Below are 17,120 nucleotides of genomic sequence, written 5' to 3'. Positions count from 1 at the left end.
AATATTCAGACAGCGGAGCTCCTTGGTAGCGGTTGTCTTGGAGGACAAGCCTTTCTACCGGAGCTCCGTTCTATTCACGTGGATCAACACGCCGCCATTGACATCCAGGCCAAATCCTTATCTACACGGCCTTGGGGCTAGCCCTTGACGGCCCCGATCAGCACGCCTTTGGCGAAATGGCGCTGCAGGAACGGGTACACCAAAAGGATGGGGACCAACGAGATGACGAGGATGGCCATCTGCAGCGACTGCTGCGGCGGTGGCGCCTCGCCGGCGAGGTTGAGCTGATCGGCGCCGAGCGCGGCATTGTCGACGACATAGGTGCGCAGCACGAGCTGTAGCGGCCACTTCGCCGTGTCGTTGATGTAGAGCAGCGCGGTGAAGAAGCTGTTCCAGTATCCGACGGCGTAGAACAGCCCGACGACGGCGAGCACCGCCTTGGACAGCGGCAGCACGATCCGGCGCAGCACCTGGAACTCGCCCGCGCCGTCGATGCGTGCCGAGTCGAGCAGTTCCTTGGGCAGGTCCATGAAGAAGGCCCGCATCACGATCACGTTGAACCCGTTGACGAGCACGGGCAGGATCAGCGACCAGTAGCTGTCGAGCAGGCCGAGCTGGCTCACCATCAGGTACGACGGGATGATCCCCGGGCTGAACAGCAACGTGAACAGGATCATCATGAGCAGTGGCCGGTGCGCGAAGGTGCCCGGCCGCGACAGCGAATAGGCCAGCAGGGCCGTGGCGGCCAGCGACAGCAGCGCGCCCACGACCGTGATGCCGATGGACACGATGAGCGCACGGGTCACCACGCCTCCGGCGAAGATGGCGCGATAGGCGTCCAGCGACGGGTTGTCGGGCCACAGCACCAGCCCACCGGAGGCGTAGATCTGCTTCTGGTCGGCCATGCTGGTCGAGATGACCGACACGAACGGCATCACGACGACCGCGCAGCACAGCAACAGGACGATGCCCTTCAGCACGCGCATGGGAATCGATGGGGTGCCGGTCATGTCATTGCTCCTTCGAGTAGATGCCGCGCTCGCCGAAGATGTGGGCGACCTTGTTCGCGCCCAGCACCAGTGCCACGCCCACGATTCCCTTGACCAGGCCGACCGCGGCCGACACACCCCAGTTGCCGCCCAGCACGCCGTTGTTGTAGACGTACGTATCGAGCACCTCTGAGGCATCGATGCCCACCGGGCCCTGTTGCAGCAGGATCTGTTCGAACCCGACGGTCAGCACGTCGCCGAGCTTGAGGATGAGCAGCAGCACGATCACACCCATGATGCCCGGAAGCGTGACGTGCCACAGCTGCCGCAAGCGCGAGGCGCCGTCGACCGCGGCCGCCTCGTAGAGCGAAACGTCCACCCGCGACAGTGCGGCCAGGAACAGGATCGTGCCCCAGCCGGCGTCCTTCCAGATGACCTGGGACGTGATGAGCGCCTTGAACAGGTCGGGATCCCCGATGACGTGGAATCCGTCCATGCCCTTGGAGCGCAACCATAAGTTGAGCAGACCCGCGTTGCCGAGCATCTGCTCGAAGATGGCCACGACTATGACCCAGGACATGAAGTGCGGCAGGTAAAGCACCGACTGCACGACCCGCTTGATCCGCTCCGACAGCAGCGAGTTGAGCAGCAGCGCGAGCCCGATGGGGACCGGAAAGACCAGGACCACCTGGATGAACGAGATGATCAGCGTGTTGACGAGCGCGTTGACGAACGCCGAATCACCGTTGAAGATGACCTCGAAGTTCGCGAACCCGACCCATGGCGACTCCAGGATGCCGATGAAGGGTTGGTAGTCCTTGAACGCGATGACGTTGCCCAGCAACGGGATGTAGTGGAACAGCAGGATCACCGCGATCCCTGGCAGGCCGAGCAGCAGCAGGAACACGTCCCGGCGCAAGCGCGACATCCAACCCTCCATCGGTTTGTGGTTTGTTGTGTCAGTGGGCGGCACGGCCCACGACGATCGACTGCGCCGGCTCGACGAGCCCGGCCGTGTCCACGGAGCGATACCCGACCACATAGGTGTTGCCGGGGCTGAACGTCAGGCCACCGGGCGGCACCGGATGCCACTGCGTGCCCTGACCGACGATGCGGTACTCGGCGCGGGCCACGCTTGCGCCGTCGAACGCCTGCGCGGTGAAAGTCACCGTGTCGGCTCCCGGCATCGTCGCGGTCGTCCGTGGTGGGTGCGCCACCACGGCCGGCCCGAGATCGACGAGTTCGGCGAAGTCGACGTCGAACGTCGTGGCCGTGTTGGCCCAGAACCGGATGCTGACCCGCCCGGTGCCGGGCGTGGGCACGAACTCCAGCTGCCGGGTCGTGAACGCGCCGTTGGTCGGCGACACGTGCGCGACGCTCCTGTCCCCAAGCACCACACTGGTTTCCGTGGCGTCCTGGCACCAAAAGCGCAGCGAGCCCGGACCGTCCACGCGCACGCGTGCCCGCAGCAGGTAGCGGTGCTGGTCGCTGACCCCGATCCACTGCTGGTCGACACCCTTGCCACTGTTGGAGCAGGCGACGTGCTGCACGCCGTCCACAAGCGACGCTGCGGCATACGTGCCCTTGGTCCACCAGTCGGCGAGCCCATTGCTGTCGAAGTCGCCGCTGAAGTCGGGATTGGACAACAGGTTGGGCTGTGCCGGGAAGTCCCCGGGCGTACGGTGGGCGTTCCGTGCGAAGTAGCCCTTGACGATCAGCTCACGATCGGTGGGCTGGGCCGCCCTGGCCACGAGCCGGTTGGCGTCGCTGGTCATCTGCTCGGTGAACTCGGTGTCCCAGCCGTGCCACTCCGTGAAGGCGTGGTATGCCCAGCTCCACTCGTATTCCTCGAACAGCTCGATGAGGTCGTTGACGTATTGGGCCGCGCCGGGAGCCCAGCGGATCGCGCTGAACTCGCCGACGAAGATGGGAACCCGATATTTTCGTTGCACCCTGACCACCGGCTCCAGCAACGCGCGCAACCGATCCTTGTCCCAGTGCGCATCGCCGATGACGCCCGGATATGACGTCTTGTCGGGCCAATCCGACGACGTCGGAGCCTGGTTGAATGTGCCAAGTCCCTGATGGCTGTAGGGATATGGGTCGTAAACGTGTGGGCTGTAGATGACGCGCGGATCGTCGATGAGGGGGAAGTCGCCCTGATACAGCACGGGATAACCGGGGCCGGCGTCGATCCACTCGTTTTCGATGAACCCGCGCGGCATCGCTCCGGGGCCAGGCTCCAGCACGATGGGCGTCGTCGCGTCGCGCGTGCGGACGTCGTCCACAATGGACTGCGCCCAGGCGGGCCATTTGCTCGCTCCCAGCGGGAGCTCGGCCCGGTTGTAGGGCTCGTTGAGCAGGTCGTATCCCCAGACGAACTCGCGATACGGCCAAGCCACGCGCACGATGTCGCGCCACGCCCGGATGAGCACGTCCAGATTGGCGTCGTTGGCCCAGAATTCCGGGCGCTGGAACGCGATCCGGTCGGGGTTGGGCGGCTGGTGCAGGTCGATGATGACCCACACCCCCTCCCGGGCCGCTTCGCGCAGCGCGCTTTCGAGCAGCTGCAGTTGTAGGTGCCAGGCATGACCCACGGAGATGCCCATGCTGTTGGCCATGTTTTGCGGGGTCATGAAGTAGCGCACCGCGTTGATGCCGAACGTGTGGCGCGCTCGTGCGTAGTCGCGTGGGCGCACGCAGTTGACGCCACGGATCTGCGGGGGACGGAAAGGCGCGCTGCTACTGCCAAACGCGCTGTCGCTCAGTGCCACGCCAGCAACCGTGGCGGCGCCGAGTTGAAGCACCCGGCGTCGGCTTGTGTCCATGGGTGTGCCTTTCTGCTAACCATTGCGCAGGGCGAAAGACTCCTCGTATTCCTTGCGGATCTGGTCGCCACCGTTCTGGCGCCACTCCTTGACCGCGTCGTCCCAGGCGGAGACGGGCTTGCGGCCCGCACAGATGTCGCGAATCGTGTCCACGTAACGCTTGTCCAGGGTTGCGCCCTTGCTCATCTGCGTGTCGGAGATCAGGCCGACCGTCGGGTCCGGCACGGACAACGGCATGATCTGCTCCTGGAAGGCGTGTTGCGCCCGGGCGAGCGCGGCCTTGCCCGGCTCGTAGAGCACGGCCGGCCCGTCCGACAGGTAGTTCACGGGCACCGACAGCTCGGTCCGGCCGTGCTGGTTGAGCACGGGGTCGGTGCCGTTGAGCGTGTGGTGCACGCCTTCAAGGCCGTACTTGCGGAACTTGTGCTCGGCCGTGCCGAACGGGGCGGCCAGATAGTTGGCGATGGTCAGCAGTTCCGTCAGGCGTGCCTTGTCTGCCTTGCGGAAGGCGACCATGCCGAACGCGCCGCCGCCGGTCCAGTGCACGCCATTGCCGCCGTCGCGGCCGGGTGGCACGATCGCGCCGAGCACGCTTTCGAGCTCGGGCGGGTTGCCCGACCACGCGGCCGCGCCGTCGCGGTTGATGGCGATCGCGCCAGACGCGAGCCACTGTTTGACCTGAACGGTGTCCGCGCCGATGGCGTCGGGGTGGAACACGCCGTCCTTGATGAGCGTGAGCAGGTCATTGAGCGCGACCTTGGCCTGCTCGGTCTCGTAGTGGTGGGTGAACTTGCCGCCCTCCTCGCGCCACTGGCTGGGCGCGCCGGACATCTGCTCCAGGAAGGCGAGCATTCCGCCGCCGATGTCCACGGCGTTGCCCAGCGCCCACCGGTTCTTCTTCGGGTCGGTGAGCGCCCGGCACAGCTCCCGGAATTCCGCGAAGCTCTGCGGTTGGCGTGGCAACCCGGTCGCCTTCACCAGATCCTCGCGGATGAACACGATGGTGCCGATCGTCCCGCGTGGGATGGGAATCCCGTAGATCCCTCCGTTGTAGACGGTGTTGCGCCAGCTCTGCGTGGGGAAGTTGGCCAGGAACGGGAACTGCGCCACCGCGTCGCCGGACAGCAGCTCGGTCAGGTCGGCGAACTTCGCCCGCAGCAGTGCCGGAAACTGCGCGGGCTTGAGCGCGGCGAAGAACAGCATCATGTCGGGCAGGTCGCCGCCCGCGACGAGCGTGGCCACCTTGTCCGCGTAGTTCGCGTTGGGCACGACGTTGATGGCCAGCTCCGTGCCGAGCCGCTTGTTGAGCTCCTGCCAGTACTGGTTGCGGTCAACGGCCGGCGGGACGGCGCCATAGGTGAGCGTCATCGCGGTCACCTTGCCGCCCTTGCCCGGAGGCGAGGCGACGGCCGCGACCGGGTTGGCGGGGTAGGAGGTGAACCCGGCCGCCACACCCTTGTCGTTGGCGGGCAGATCGGGCTTCACACCCGGATAGGGAATGTAGTTGGGTAGTTTGACTTTCGCGTTTACTTCGGCGGTGTTCGTGCCGGTGCTCGTCGTGCTGCAGGCGGAAAGCGCGGGTAAGGATCCCAGTGACAGCAACGCGGCGCCGGCGCCCGCACCCCGAATCAGGGAGCGCCGGTCGATATGAGCGGACATGAGGGTGGTACCTCCTAATGAGACAGATCCCAGGGGAAGCGGGTCCGGCCGAGCTCGGTGAGCGCCGATCGGAACCTGTCATTGCTGGCAAACAGCACATGGCACTCCGCGGGCGGGGTGTCCGGCCCGCGCGTCAATTCGATGCGCACCTCGTTCCAACCGGAACGCAGGCTTATCCGGCCGGCCGAATCGGGGCTGCCCCGGTGGTCGGGCCGGATGTGGCGGTAGCGTTGCGCGCTCGCGATGAGCTCGCCGTTGACCCAGAACCGCACTGGGCAGTTCGCGTCGACGGCAAGCCATGCCTCGCGCGCATTCGGGCTGTGCACAAACGTTTCGAGATGCAGCGTTCCCTCGAAGGTCGCCGGGAGCGGAATCTCGTTTCCCGCGCCGTAAAGTTCATGTGTTCCGTTGACGCGATATGCACAAGCTCCGATGAGGACAATCGGCACCGCTGGTGGCTGCGGCCCGTCCTGCGGGCGGACTTCCAGAAACAGCCGATTGCTGTCCGCGAGCCCGCTGCGGTCCGGCGTTTCTATGCGCCAGGTGAGAGCGTGTTCGGCGCCCGCGGCCAACTCCAGCTCTTGTGTGGCCACCGTTTTCCATTGATCTGGTACGCGTAAAGCGCACACGAGGCGGACAGACTCCCGTCGGTGGTTGCGCAGTACCGTGCGGACCTCCTTGGTGCCGTTGGCATACGCGACAGGACCATCGAGGTAGTCCACCGCGACTTCGGCGAACCGAACGGTGGTCGGGCTGGCGTGCCACAGCTCACGGACCGGCTCGTCCGCGTAGAGTTCCGCTTCGGTCGTGCGCACGAGATCGGTCCCGAGCACTCTCACGGCCACCGCGCGAATCCGCTCGGTCAGCTCGTCCAATGTGGATGGCACGGTGTGCGAAAGGTGCCGAACTCCGCCCCAGGACTCGTTCGTGGCGATGGTGTCGCCCAGCGGGTCCGTCCATTTGGCGGGCAGCCCGGAACGGCCGGACAGGATGCCCAAGTAGCTGCCGATGGCCGCGCCCGACGAGTCGGTGTCGTAGCCGCAGTTGACTGTGGTGCAGATGGCGTCGCCGAAGTCCTTGCCATACAGCAGTCCGATGACCTGGAAGCCGAGGTTGATCGGTGAGTACTGCGCGATGGGATGCGGTGTGGCGTCCAGGACCCGTTGACGCGCCTGTTTCCAGTCTTCGCCGTTGGCGTGCGCGGTGATTGCGGCCCGGATCGCCTGTGCCGTCTTGCTGTCCGGCGGCACGTAGGACAGCCCGATGTCGACGAGCATGCGCCGGTCGTCCACGACGAACGCGGCAGATTCGAGTGCCGCGTTGAACATCTCGCCGAACACCGACTCGCCCCCGGCGTGGTCGCAGATGGCGTCCTCATACGCGTAGCGGACGGCGACGCGTGGCATGCCCGGTGCGACACACGCCCAGATCTCCGAGCGGATCGGACAGCCCATGCAATCCTTGAACCAGTTGTTGTGAAACCCGCTCAGCGGCGGCTCGAGGCCGAGGCGCAGGTTGGCCTTGGACATGCCGTATTCGTCGAAGTTGTAGCCGATGTGGTCGAGCCAGTAGTGGGCCAGGTCTCGGGCGCGCAGGCCCGGCCCGACCTCTTCGAGCGCGAGCAGCCACACGAGCTGCATCTCCAGGTCGTCATTGGGGATGCCGCCCGCGCGCAGCTCCGGATACCACGACACGTCGAACGGCTGCGCCGCGCCGAACAGCTCCTCCAGTGGCGCGCCCAGCGTGCCTCCGGCGTTCTTGCCCAGCCAGCAGCCGTACACCTTGTCGGCGAACACTTTTGCGGATAAGTCGAGTTCCAGCATGGAAGGGCTCCTGGTTGTGGTCAGGCGAGGCGGTCGAGGTGTTCGGGGTGGACCCGGTGCAGCAGCGGCTCACCGCGCGCGTAGCGTTCGAGCTCGTCCACCGCGAGCTCGGCCAGCCGGCGCATCTCGCCGCCCATCGCACCGGCGACGTGTGGCGTGAGCATGACGTGGGGGAGGTGGTAGAGCGGCGAGTCGGGGGGCAGGGGCTCGGGATCGGTCACGTCGAGCACGGCCGACAGCCTGCCCTTGACGCATTCGGCCGTGAGCGCGTCAGTGTCGATCAGCGAACCGCGTGCCGTGTTGATGACCGTCGCGCCGTCGCGCAGCATGGCGAGCCTGCGCGCGTCGAGCAGGTGCTGGGTCTCCTGGGTGGCAGGTGCGTGCAGGGTCACGATGTCGCACTGCGCGAGCAGGTCGTCCAGCGTGGTCAGTTCGGCGGGCACGTCGCGCGCCTCGGCATAGGGGTCGGTGACGAGCACGTCAAAGTCGAAATGGCGGAGCAACTCCACGACCCGGCGCCCAATCCGGGAGAACCCGATGACGCCGGCCGTGCGGCGCGGGCTGACGGGGTCGGGCACGTGGCTGCGCCACTCCCACTGCCCCGCGTTGGCCCGATAGAGCGCGGCATAGGCGGGCACGCGCTTGGCGGCGAGCAGGATCGCCCCGATCGTGTAGTCGGCCACAGGCACCGCGTTGGCCGCGGCAGCGGAGGTCACCAGCAACGCGCGCTCCCAGCAGGCCGGGGTCACCAGCGCCTTCACCGAGCCGCCCGTGTGCGCGACCACCCGTAACCTCGGTGCGCGGTCGAGCAGTTCGGCGTCCAGTCGCGGGCTGCCCCATCCGGTGATCAGTGCTTCGGCCTCGCCGAGCGGCACTCCTAACCGGACAGTGCGGCCCAGCCGGGCACGCAAACCAGCATCGAACATCTCGTGGTAGAGCTTTTCGGTCATGAGCGCCACGCCGTTGATCGTCATCGCGCGCCTCCGGCCGAGTCGCCCCGCACCGCGCCGTGTCCCTGGCCCGCGTCGATCTCCGCCTCACTGCGGCCCTGCTCCGGGTGGATCTCCGGCTTGCCTCGGCCCTGCTCGGGGTCGCTTCTTGCGGCGCTACAGCTCTGCTCCGAGTTGCCGGTGCAGAGCTGTAGCGTGCGCAAACGCACGCCGCCGCCCGCGAGTGGTCCGTCCGGGAGCGCGGCGCTGAGCTGGTCGGAACTGAGCTGGTCGGATCCCGGGCGGTCGGACCGCAGGCGGATGGTGACGGGTCCGGGCTGGGCCAGTGGACACGCGATGTCGGTCCGAGTGGGGCTGGCCTGCAGGATCAGCGGGCGGTCAACCTCGATCGCGTCACCGTGGGGCAGGTCGAGAATGCCGGGCTCGTGGAAGACAGCCTGCACGATGTGCAGTCCGGGGTGCCAGACGGCTTGCAGCGCGGTCGTGTTGGCGAGGATTACCGGCAACGTGTGGCCGGGCGCGACGGAAGGCACGACGATGTAGGCGTAGGTCGCGTTGTCCGGCACGCCGTGGTCGATCCACATGCTGAAGACCGTCTCCCGCACGGGATCGGCCGGCTGGTCGTGGTTGATGTCGGCCCAGCTGCCCGTGCGATCTTCCACGGCCGATTCCACGCGGGTGGGCTCGGGGAAGACGTATCGAACCTCGGGCTCGTCGGTGTGGGTCGTTTGCTCGATGGTCGTGCGCACCGGGGCTGCGGCCGTGATGCCCGTGCCGAGGCATACGTACTCGTCAAAGAAAAAGAACCAGGCCTTGCGCGAGGTGACGCCGTCCTTGGCGAGGTGCATGGCCGCCAGCCCGTGCATGCCGTCGGTGACGCCTCCGGCGAAGTCGGACCCGCCCGTAACCCAGCCGCCGTCCGGGCCGAGCCCGAAGTTGGAGGTCGGGTAGGGGCCTGTGCGGTAGGCGGTGGTGGTGCCCGGCAGCATCCGCCAGTCCCACACGGGTGCCAGATCGCGCTCGTCCTTGCGGTGCAGCAGGGTCACGCCGTCGGCGGCGTGCCAGTTGCACAGGCCCTCGCCATTGCCGCTCTCGGGCAGGACGGTGCGCGTTGACGAGAGCTTCACCGATGCCGACCACCTGCGCCGGTGCACGGCCAGGTAGTCGGAGCGCCAGAAGTACCGCGCGCCCTCAACCGGGCCGCGCGCGATGGACGGGAGCCGGCGGGCCTTGCCGGACGCGTGGGAGCGCGTGTTTTCCCGGCCGAGGCATGCCATGTCGTATCGTCCGTTGTGGACCATCCACCGTTGACCGTCCAAAGCGAACGCTGTGAGCGTCCCCATTGCCTCGGTGCCGAAGGCGAAGGGTGTGTCCGCTGCGAGCATGGCCAGACCTGTTGCGTCGCAAAGGAACTCGTGACCGTACCCGCCTGAGTAGAGCTGCGCCCCGTGCTGATGGAAGCTGTAGTCGGGCTGGATGCCCTCCTCGGTGGTGACCCGCACGATCGACTCAGCGCGCTGGAACGCGTCGGCGAGGATCGCCTCGTCGTCCACGAGCACGCCGTGGCGCACCTTCACCTGCGCGCACCAGAGCAGGTTCTGCCCGGTCTGGCCGTCCCACGTCGCGCGCGCCAGCCGGGATGCGATGTTCACGCGCTGCCTGTGGCCGATTCGCGAGTGGAGCAGGAGAGCCGCGTCGCCCAATGCCAGTGGGGCACCGACCCGGTTGTGCCACCAGTTTTCGCTCTGCGGGTCGGCGGCGAGCCACGCGTCGAGCGCCCGCAGAGCCGGGTCGATGTGACCGCGCAGCGCGAGGCCGCGGGTGCGTTGCAGGTGCGTGGCGGGCTGCCACGTGGCGATGCCGCGATCGGCGTAGTCGATGTCGGGCCAGAACCCGTGGGCGTCCAAAGTGGAAGGCACGGTTGGCGCGGGCCCCGCGATGGAATCCTGTAGGCGCAGGCGGATCGTGTCAATGGGCGCCATGGAACGTCCACCTGCCTTCGCCACACGTGACTATCTCGCCACCGGGCACGTGTATCTCGCCCGTCACGTTCGCCGGAATGTCCGCGGTGATTTCCACTCCCTCGGGAGTACGCCGCCAGTGCACGCCGACCGGGCCGCGGATCGTGTCGACGCGTGCGCGGGCCCAGCTCAGTGCGGTCGGCGGCACGGGTTTGACGCGGACGCGGGCGAAGCCGGGCTCGGCGGGGGACAGGCCCGCGAGGTACTCGAAAAACCACTGGTCGACGCTGCCGTAGAAGTGATGGTTGCGGGAGCGGGCCTCCGGCTCCCACGCCTCGTAGAGCGCGGTGGCGCCGAGGTCGAGCCAATGCCCGTAACCCGGATAGGTCCGCTGGGCCGCGACCTCGAACGCGAGGTCGACCAGGCCGTGCTCGGTGAGGACGGCGAACAGGTACCTGGTGCCGAGCACACCCGTGTTGAGATGGTTGTCTCGCGCGTGAATGTCGGCCACGAGCCCGTGCAGCACCCGTTCCCGCAGCGCGTCCGGCACGAGCCCGAACGCGAGCGCCAGCACGTTGGGCGACTGCTTGTACTCCGTAGGCTTCTCGCCTCGATAGGACTCCGTTGCGGGGTCGAAGAAGGCGGCCTGAAATCCACTTCGGACGGTCTCGGCGATTTCGCGATAACCGTGATTGAGACCAAGGACGTCGGCGATCCGGGAGAGGAGGGTCAGGACGCGGTACGTGTAAGCCGTCTCGTAGACACTAGGGCCCTCGGGCGGGACGCCCTGGCTTCCTGGTGCGAGGAAGTCGCCCAGCCCACCGCGCACGACCCCGTCGCCGTCGAGTGCCTCGCGCACGAGGAAGTCAACGTAGCGCCGCTGCCCGTCGAAATGGCGGGCAAGGATCCGTTCGTCGCCGTAGTGCCGGTACATCATCCAAGGAATCTCGAAATAGGCGGCGTCCCACGCGGGCACGGGCGCGGTGATGGACGCGTCGCTGCCGCGGTATCCCCACCCGCTCGTCGGCACGATCGGCGGCAGTTCGCCGCTGGGCAGTTGCGCGTCGGCGAAGTCGCGCAGCCACTTCGTGTAGACGCGCGGCATCCAGAAGTTGTACGCGGCCACGTTGGCGGTCAGGTGGGCGTCGGCGGTCCAGCCGTTCTTCTCGTATGTGGGTGTGTCGGTGGGGATGCCGTGCAGGTTGTTCAGCACGGCCCGGCGCGTGCCCTCGTGGATCCGGTTGACCGTCTCGTCGGAGCACGCGAACTCGCCCACCGTGCGGACATCGGTGTGCGCCTCGACCGCTTCGACCGAGTCGGGCCGGGGTCCGGTGATCTCGACGTATTGGAAACCCTTGTAGCTGAAGCGGGCCTCGAACCGGCCAGGGCGGTCGAAGATGTAGGTGTCGGTCTGGATGTCGCCCTGGATGTGTTCCTGCGCGTTGTCGACCAGCCCGTCGGGGCCGAGCCGTTCGCCGTGCCTGATGCGCAGCGTGCCCGGCTGGGCGGCGGCGACGCTGACGCGTACGTGGCCGGCGATCTGTATTCCGAAATCCATGAGGTGTATGCCTGGGCGCGGTTCGGTGACCGCGATGGGTGGATGCGATGCGACGACTCGGATCGGCTCCATCTGTTGCGAACGCAGCACCCCGGCGGGCGGCTGCACGGCAACGGCATGCGGCCAAGGGCCCGCGTGGCGAGGCAGCGTCGTGTCGTGGTGTTCACCCTGATACAGCGAGTCGTAGCGGACCTGCCCGGCAAACGCGTGCCAAGAGGTGTCGCTGCCCACGCGGGTGACCGTGCCGTCCGCGTGCCAGACACACAGCAGGAGCAACAGTTTCGGGTGGTCCCACCACGGCGCCTCGTGCCAGAACCACACGTTCGGCGCGGGCTCACCGTATCGGCCCCGGCCCAGCTCGACCTCGACCGCGTGCTCCTCGTCGCCGCCTTCGCCCAACAGGCCGGTCACGTCGTGCGTCGTGTAAAGCACGGTCGCCGCGTAGTTGGTCGGCGCGGGGTCGAGCACACTGTCGCCGACGCGCTGCCCGTCAAGGTGCACGACGCCGTAGCCGAGCGCGCTCACATAGAGCCGTGCCTTCCTTATCGGCGCGCTTGGCAGGCGGAATTCCTTGCGCAGCAACGGGGCAGGCATGGGGTCGAGCGCCGGGTGGCGGCCGATCCACTGGGCGGGCCGCCAGTCATCGGGAGTCAGCAGGCCCATCTCGAACGAGGCGGGCTCGGACCAATCCGACACCGAGTCGTGGTCGTCCCAGGTGCGCACCGTCCACAAACCACACTGCGCCGACCCCAGCGGGGTGCCGCCATAGACGGCCTGGCTGACGCCGGAGGACATCTTGTCGGAATCCCAGAAAACCATCCCGTCGGGCGAGATAACCCTTACCTGATAAGCGGTTTGGCCGCGGGCCGGCAGCCACATCAGGCGCGGCGCGGGCTCGTCCACGCCCAGCGGGTCGGTCGCGTACTCCGTCCGCAGGGCGGTGGGGCCGACCGAGCCGGCGCCGCTCGCCTCGCCCGTTAAAGCCATGGCCGCCCCACCTCCCGGACATTGAACCGTTCCACTGGGTCAGGAATGCTGTTCACCTGGCCGCAACACGCTGGGCAGCACGTTACAAATAACCGGCTAACCTGTCAAGGAGTGGCGAAGTCTTGCGGCCAAACTAGCGCAGAGGTTAACCTAATAACCGTCTAATGTGAGGAAGCATGAGATCAGGGAGCGATCCGTTGGTGACGACGCCAGGGTCCAGCGAGGGAGTCCCGCTCTATCGCCGGATCGTCCAGGAGCTTCAGGCCGCGATACTCCGCAACGAATACGTGCCGGGGAAACCGTTCATCTCGCAGCGCGAGGTCTGCGACCGTTACGGCGTCAGCACCGCGACCGCCGTGCGCGCGCTCAACGAGATGGTCAACCTCGGCATCCTGGAGCGGCACCGGGGCCGGGGCACGTTCGTGGCCGAGCAGCAGCCCAAGGCGGCGGCGCCGGTCGAGCGCGCCGGAGCGGCCATCGCGTGCATCCTGTTTGGACTCGGCAGCGGCCACGTCAGCCAGATGCTGCGCGGTGTCGAGGCCCGGTGCAAGGAGCTCGGCTACCGGCTCTTTCTGTCCAATTCGGAGGCGTCTGCCGAGCACGAGCTCGCCGCGCTGCACCGGGCGAAGGAGGACGGGGTCAACGGCGTCGTGCTGTTTCCGGTCGAGGGCAGCAGCAACGCGCTGGCCATCGAGGAGCTGCGCCAGTCGGGCATCCCGCTGGTCATGGTCGACCGCTACCTGCCCGAGATCGCCAGCGGTGTGGTCACGGCCGACAATTTTGGCATTGGGTACCAGATAACCGCGGAGCTTATCGGGCAGGGACATCAGCGGATCGCGGCCCTGTGGGACGAAATCGACTGCACCAGCGTCCGCGACCGGTTTACCGGACACAAGCAGGCCTTGAGCGCGCACCGGCTCCCGCAGGATTCGGAGCTCAGCGTGCTGCGCTCCTATCAGAAGATGGCCCCGGCGGCGCGCCGCCAACATCTGTCGTCCCTTTTGGACTCCTCCGAGCCGCCGACCGCGCTGCTGTGCGCGCACGGCTATGTGCTCGCCACCGTGATGCAGGATCTGCGCGAGATCGACCCCGGGCTGCTGGAGCGCGTCGCCCTGGCGAGCATGGACGACGTCGCGCCGTTCGACATCGTCCCGTTCATCACGGCCGCGGCCGCGCTGCCGTCCAAGGAGATGGGCTACCGCGCGGTCAGCCTGCTTGAGGAGACCGTCAGCGCGCACGAACACCCCCGGGCCCGGCATATCGTCCTGCCGATCGAAGTCCGGCACGGACGGAAGGATTGAAGCCCATGCATGACGACCGGCTCATGGTCGAAGGGCGCCTGGAGCGCGCACTGCGGGAGCGCATCCGTCCAGCGGTCAACCAGGCACCGGTGCCGCTGGACATCGCCGCGTGGGTGAGCCCCAATGGGCCCGTGTCGATCGGCACGGGAATCGGCGCGCCGTTCAAGCCCGCCGCGGTCGGTGATTCGTGGGGGGCTCCGTGGGCCACGGTGTGGTTCAGGTTCACCGGTCAGGTCCCGGCACATTGGCGCGGGCGGACGGTCGAAGCCGTGATCGACCTGGGTTTCGCGTTGGATCGGCCCGGGTTTTCTGCGGAAGGGCTGGCATACCGTCCGGATAGGACACCTATCAAGGGACTCAACCCGCGCAACACGTGGCTGCGGCCCAATGTCGGGTTGGATGGCGAGGTCGAGTTCTATGTGGAGGCTGCGGCCAACCCGCTGATCGAGGGGCCCGTCACGCTGCTGGGAGATCCGCTGACCGCAGGAAACGAGCCGCTGTATCGCATCGCGCGGGCCGATCTCACGCTGTTCGACGAGACGGTGTGGGAGCTGGTGCAGGATCTGGAGGTGCTCGGCCAGCTGATGCTGGAGCTGTCCACACACGACCCTCGGCGCTGGAGCATCCTGCGCGCCATCGAGCGGGCGTTGGACGCGTTGGACCTTCAGGACGTGCCCGGCACGGCCGGTGCGGCCCGGCAACGGCTCGCCGGCGTGCTGGCCCAGCCGGCGCACGCCAGCGCGCACAGGATCAGCGCGATAGGGCACGCGCACATCGACTCGGCGTGGCTGTGGCCGGCGCGCGAAACGATCCGCAAAGTCGCGCGGACAGCCGCGAATGTCACGGCCCTCATGGACGAGCACCCCGAGTTCCTGTTCGGCATGTCGCAGGCGCAGCAGCTGGCGTGGCTGCGCGAGCACCGGCCGGAGGTCTACGAGCGGGTCAAGGACAAGGTCGCGACCGGGCAGTTCGTGCCGATCGGTGGGATGTGGGTGGAGTCGGACACCAACCTGCCCGGCGGCGAGGCCATGGCCCGGCAGTTCGTCCACGGCAAGCGCTTCTTCCTGGAGGAGTTCGGCATCGAGACCGAGGAGGTGTGGCTGCCCGACACGTTCGGCTTCTCGGCCGCGCTGCCACAGTTGATCCGGCTGTCCGGGTCGCGCTGGTTCTTGAGCACGAAGCTGTCGTGGAACCAGGTGAACCCGTTTCCGCATCACACGTTTCGGTGGGAGGGGATCGACGGCACGCGGGTCTTCTCTCATTTCCCGCCGATCAACAACTTCAACTCGGACCTGTGCGGTGCGGAGATGGCGCGTGCGGTGCGCAACTTCACGGACAAGGGTGTGGCGTCGCGGTCGCTGGCGCCGTTCGGGTGGGGTGACGGTGGCGGCGGGCCGACGCGGGAAATCCTCGCTCGGGCGGCACGACTGTCCAACCTGGAGGGTTCGCCTCGCGTGGCTATCGAACGGCCCGCGGAGTTCTTCGCGGCCGCCGAGGCCGAGCACCCGCACGCACCGGTGTGGGTTGGCGAGCTTTATCTGGAGATCCATCGCGGCACCTATACGACGCAGGCGAAGATAAAGCAGGCCAACCGGCGGGCCGAGCACCTGCTGCGCGAGGCAGAACTGTGGTCGGCGACGGCGGCGATCCGGCACGGATACGACTATCCATACGCGACACTGGACCGCATCTGGAAGGTCGTGCTGCTGCACCAGTTCCACGACATCCTGCCGGGCTCGTCGATCAGCTGGGTCAACCGCGAGACGATGCAGACATATGGCGAGATCATGGCCGAGCTGGAATCGCTGATCGGTGCCGCGCTGCGTGTGCTGGCGGGAGTGGGCTCGTCCACAGTGGCCTTCAACGCTGCTCCGCATGCGCGGGATGGGGTGCCGGCGCTCGGTGCGGCAGTGTCCAAAGCCGAGCGTCGGGTGCGTGGCGAGGGTTTCGTGTTGGACAACGGGGTGCTGCGGGTCACGATCGATGGGCGGGGGTTGGTGGTATCGGTCGTGGATGTGGCCACGCAGCGGGAGGCCGTCGCGCCCGGGGAGGCCGCGAACCTGCTGCAGGTCCATCCTGACCTGCCCAACGAGTGGGACGCTTGGGATATCGATGGGCACTATCGACGTGTGGTGCGGGACATCGTGGACGTGGTGTCCATGACGCGGACGGAGGACGGCTCGGTGCGGGTCGAGCGTCGCTTTGGCGCGTCGACGGTGGTTCAGACCATCGCGCTGGAGGCGGGAGCGCGGGCCGTTTCGTTCGAGACCGAGGTGGACTGGCATGAGCGGGAGAAGCTGCTCAAGGTCGCGTTCCCGCTCGACCTGCACGCCGATCGGTCGGCCGCGGAGACCCAGTTCGGGCACGTGTTCCGGCCCACGCACACGAACACGTCGTGGGAGGCGGCCAAGTTCGAGATCTGTGCGCACCGATGGGTCCACGTCGGCGAGCCCGATTGGGGAGTGGCGGTGGTCAACGACTCGACGTATGGGCATGACGTGACACGCGATCGGCGGGCCGGTGGCGGCACCACGACCACGGTGCGGCTCTCGCTCCTGCGCGCCCCGCGCTTCCCCGACCCGGAAACCGATCAGGGGCAGCACCGGTTCCGCTATGCGCTTGTTCCGGCGGCTTCTATCGGTGACGCGGTGCGGGCGGGGTACCGGATAAATCTGCCGATGAGGAGCGTGCGTGGGGGCAGCGAGGGCGTTGTTCCGTTGGTAGAACTGGACAATGAGGCGGTGGTCGTTGAGGCGGTCAAGCTCGCCGATGACGAGTCCGGCGACCTGATCGTGCGGCTATATGAGTCGCGCGGCGCACGCGCCCAGGCACGGCTGACCTTCAACGTGCCGGTCGAGTCGATCGTCGAGACGGATCTGCTTGAGCGGCCGTTCCCGGACAGGGCCGCTCTCGACGCCGACGGCATGCTGCGCCTCCGTCCATTCCAGATAGTCACGCTGCGGATCAGGAGGTGAACGAGCCGGCCGATTTCGACGGCTTCCGGCAGGAGCTCGACGCGCGGGCTCGCGCGATCGACGTTGCGCCGCCCGCCGCGACCCGGCCG

Annotated in this window: 10 protein-coding genes; 2 read left to right on the top strand and 8 right to left on the bottom strand. The window is 67.3% G+C overall.

Annotated features, from left to right (window positions below; translation table 11 throughout):
* Positions 1-137 precede the first annotated feature (137 nt).
* From DM816_RS30625 to DM816_RS30590, 8 genes are all read right to left on the bottom strand, one after another.
* Complete coding sequence (locus DM816_RS30625; RefSeq protein WP_117213858.1) at positions 138-1,010, bottom strand: carbohydrate ABC transporter permease; 873 nt, start codon at positions 1,008-1,010, stop codon at positions 138-140.
* A 1-nt stretch (position 1,011) separates the two neighbouring features.
* Positions 1,012-1,917: an ABC transporter permease gene (locus DM816_RS30620; protein ID WP_246002449.1), complete on the bottom strand. Its 906-nt coding sequence runs from the start codon at positions 1,915-1,917 to the stop codon at positions 1,012-1,014.
* Positions 1,918-1,948: 31 nt separating this feature from the next.
* Positions 1,949-3,763, bottom strand: coding sequence for a glycoside hydrolase family 5 protein (locus DM816_RS30615; protein ID WP_162908006.1), 1,815 nt, complete (start codon positions 3,761-3,763; stop codon positions 1,949-1,951).
* Between the two features lie 69 nt (positions 3,764-3,832).
* Positions 3,833-5,476 carry an extracellular solute-binding protein gene (locus tag DM816_RS30610; protein WP_117213855.1) on the bottom strand — a complete coding sequence of 548 codons (1,644 nt, stop codon included), beginning with the start codon at positions 5,474-5,476 and terminating at the stop codon, positions 3,833-3,835.
* A gap of 14 nt (positions 5,477-5,490) precedes the next feature.
* Positions 5,491-7,299 (bottom strand): ADP-ribosylglycohydrolase family protein, encoded by a 1,809-nt coding sequence (locus DM816_RS30605; protein WP_117213854.1) that lies wholly within the window; start codon positions 7,297-7,299, stop codon positions 5,491-5,493.
* A 20-nt stretch (positions 7,300-7,319) separates the two neighbouring features.
* Entirely contained in the window at positions 7,320-8,273 is a 954-nt protein-coding gene (locus DM816_RS30600; protein WP_211588930.1) for a hydroxyacid dehydrogenase, read from the bottom strand.
* Entirely contained in the window at positions 8,270-10,231 is a 1,962-nt protein-coding gene (locus DM816_RS30595) for a polysaccharide lyase family 8 super-sandwich domain-containing protein (RefSeq protein WP_117213853.1), read from the bottom strand. Before DM816_RS30595 ends, DM816_RS30600 begins: the two co-directional genes overlap by 4 nt.
* Positions 10,218-12,755, bottom strand: coding sequence for a family 78 glycoside hydrolase catalytic domain (locus DM816_RS30590; protein ID WP_117213852.1), 2,538 nt, complete (start codon positions 12,753-12,755; stop codon positions 10,218-10,220). Before DM816_RS30590 ends, DM816_RS30595 begins: the two co-directional genes overlap by 14 nt.
* A gap of 176 nt (positions 12,756-12,931) precedes the next feature.
* On the opposite strand from DM816_RS30590, the gene DM816_RS30585 reads away from it, so the two are divergent.
* Both DM816_RS30585 and DM816_RS30580 read left to right on the top strand, forming a co-directional pair.
* Positions 12,932-14,056, top strand: coding sequence for a GntR family transcriptional regulator (locus DM816_RS30585; protein ID WP_117213851.1), 1,125 nt, complete (start codon positions 12,932-12,934; stop codon positions 14,054-14,056).
* A 5-nt stretch (positions 14,057-14,061) separates the two neighbouring features.
* Complete coding sequence (locus DM816_RS30580) at positions 14,062-17,031, top strand: alpha-mannosidase (protein ID WP_117213850.1); 2,970 nt, start codon at positions 14,062-14,064, stop codon at positions 17,029-17,031.
* Positions 17,032-17,120 lie beyond the last annotated feature (89 nt).

It is taken from the genome of Allorhizocola rhizosphaerae (assembly GCF_003426775.1).
Lineage (GTDB): Bacteria > Actinomycetota > Actinomycetes > Mycobacteriales > Micromonosporaceae > Allorhizocola > Allorhizocola rhizosphaerae.
Note: the sequence above shows the minus strand (reverse complement) of the source record. Positions and strands in the feature narration are given on the sequence as shown.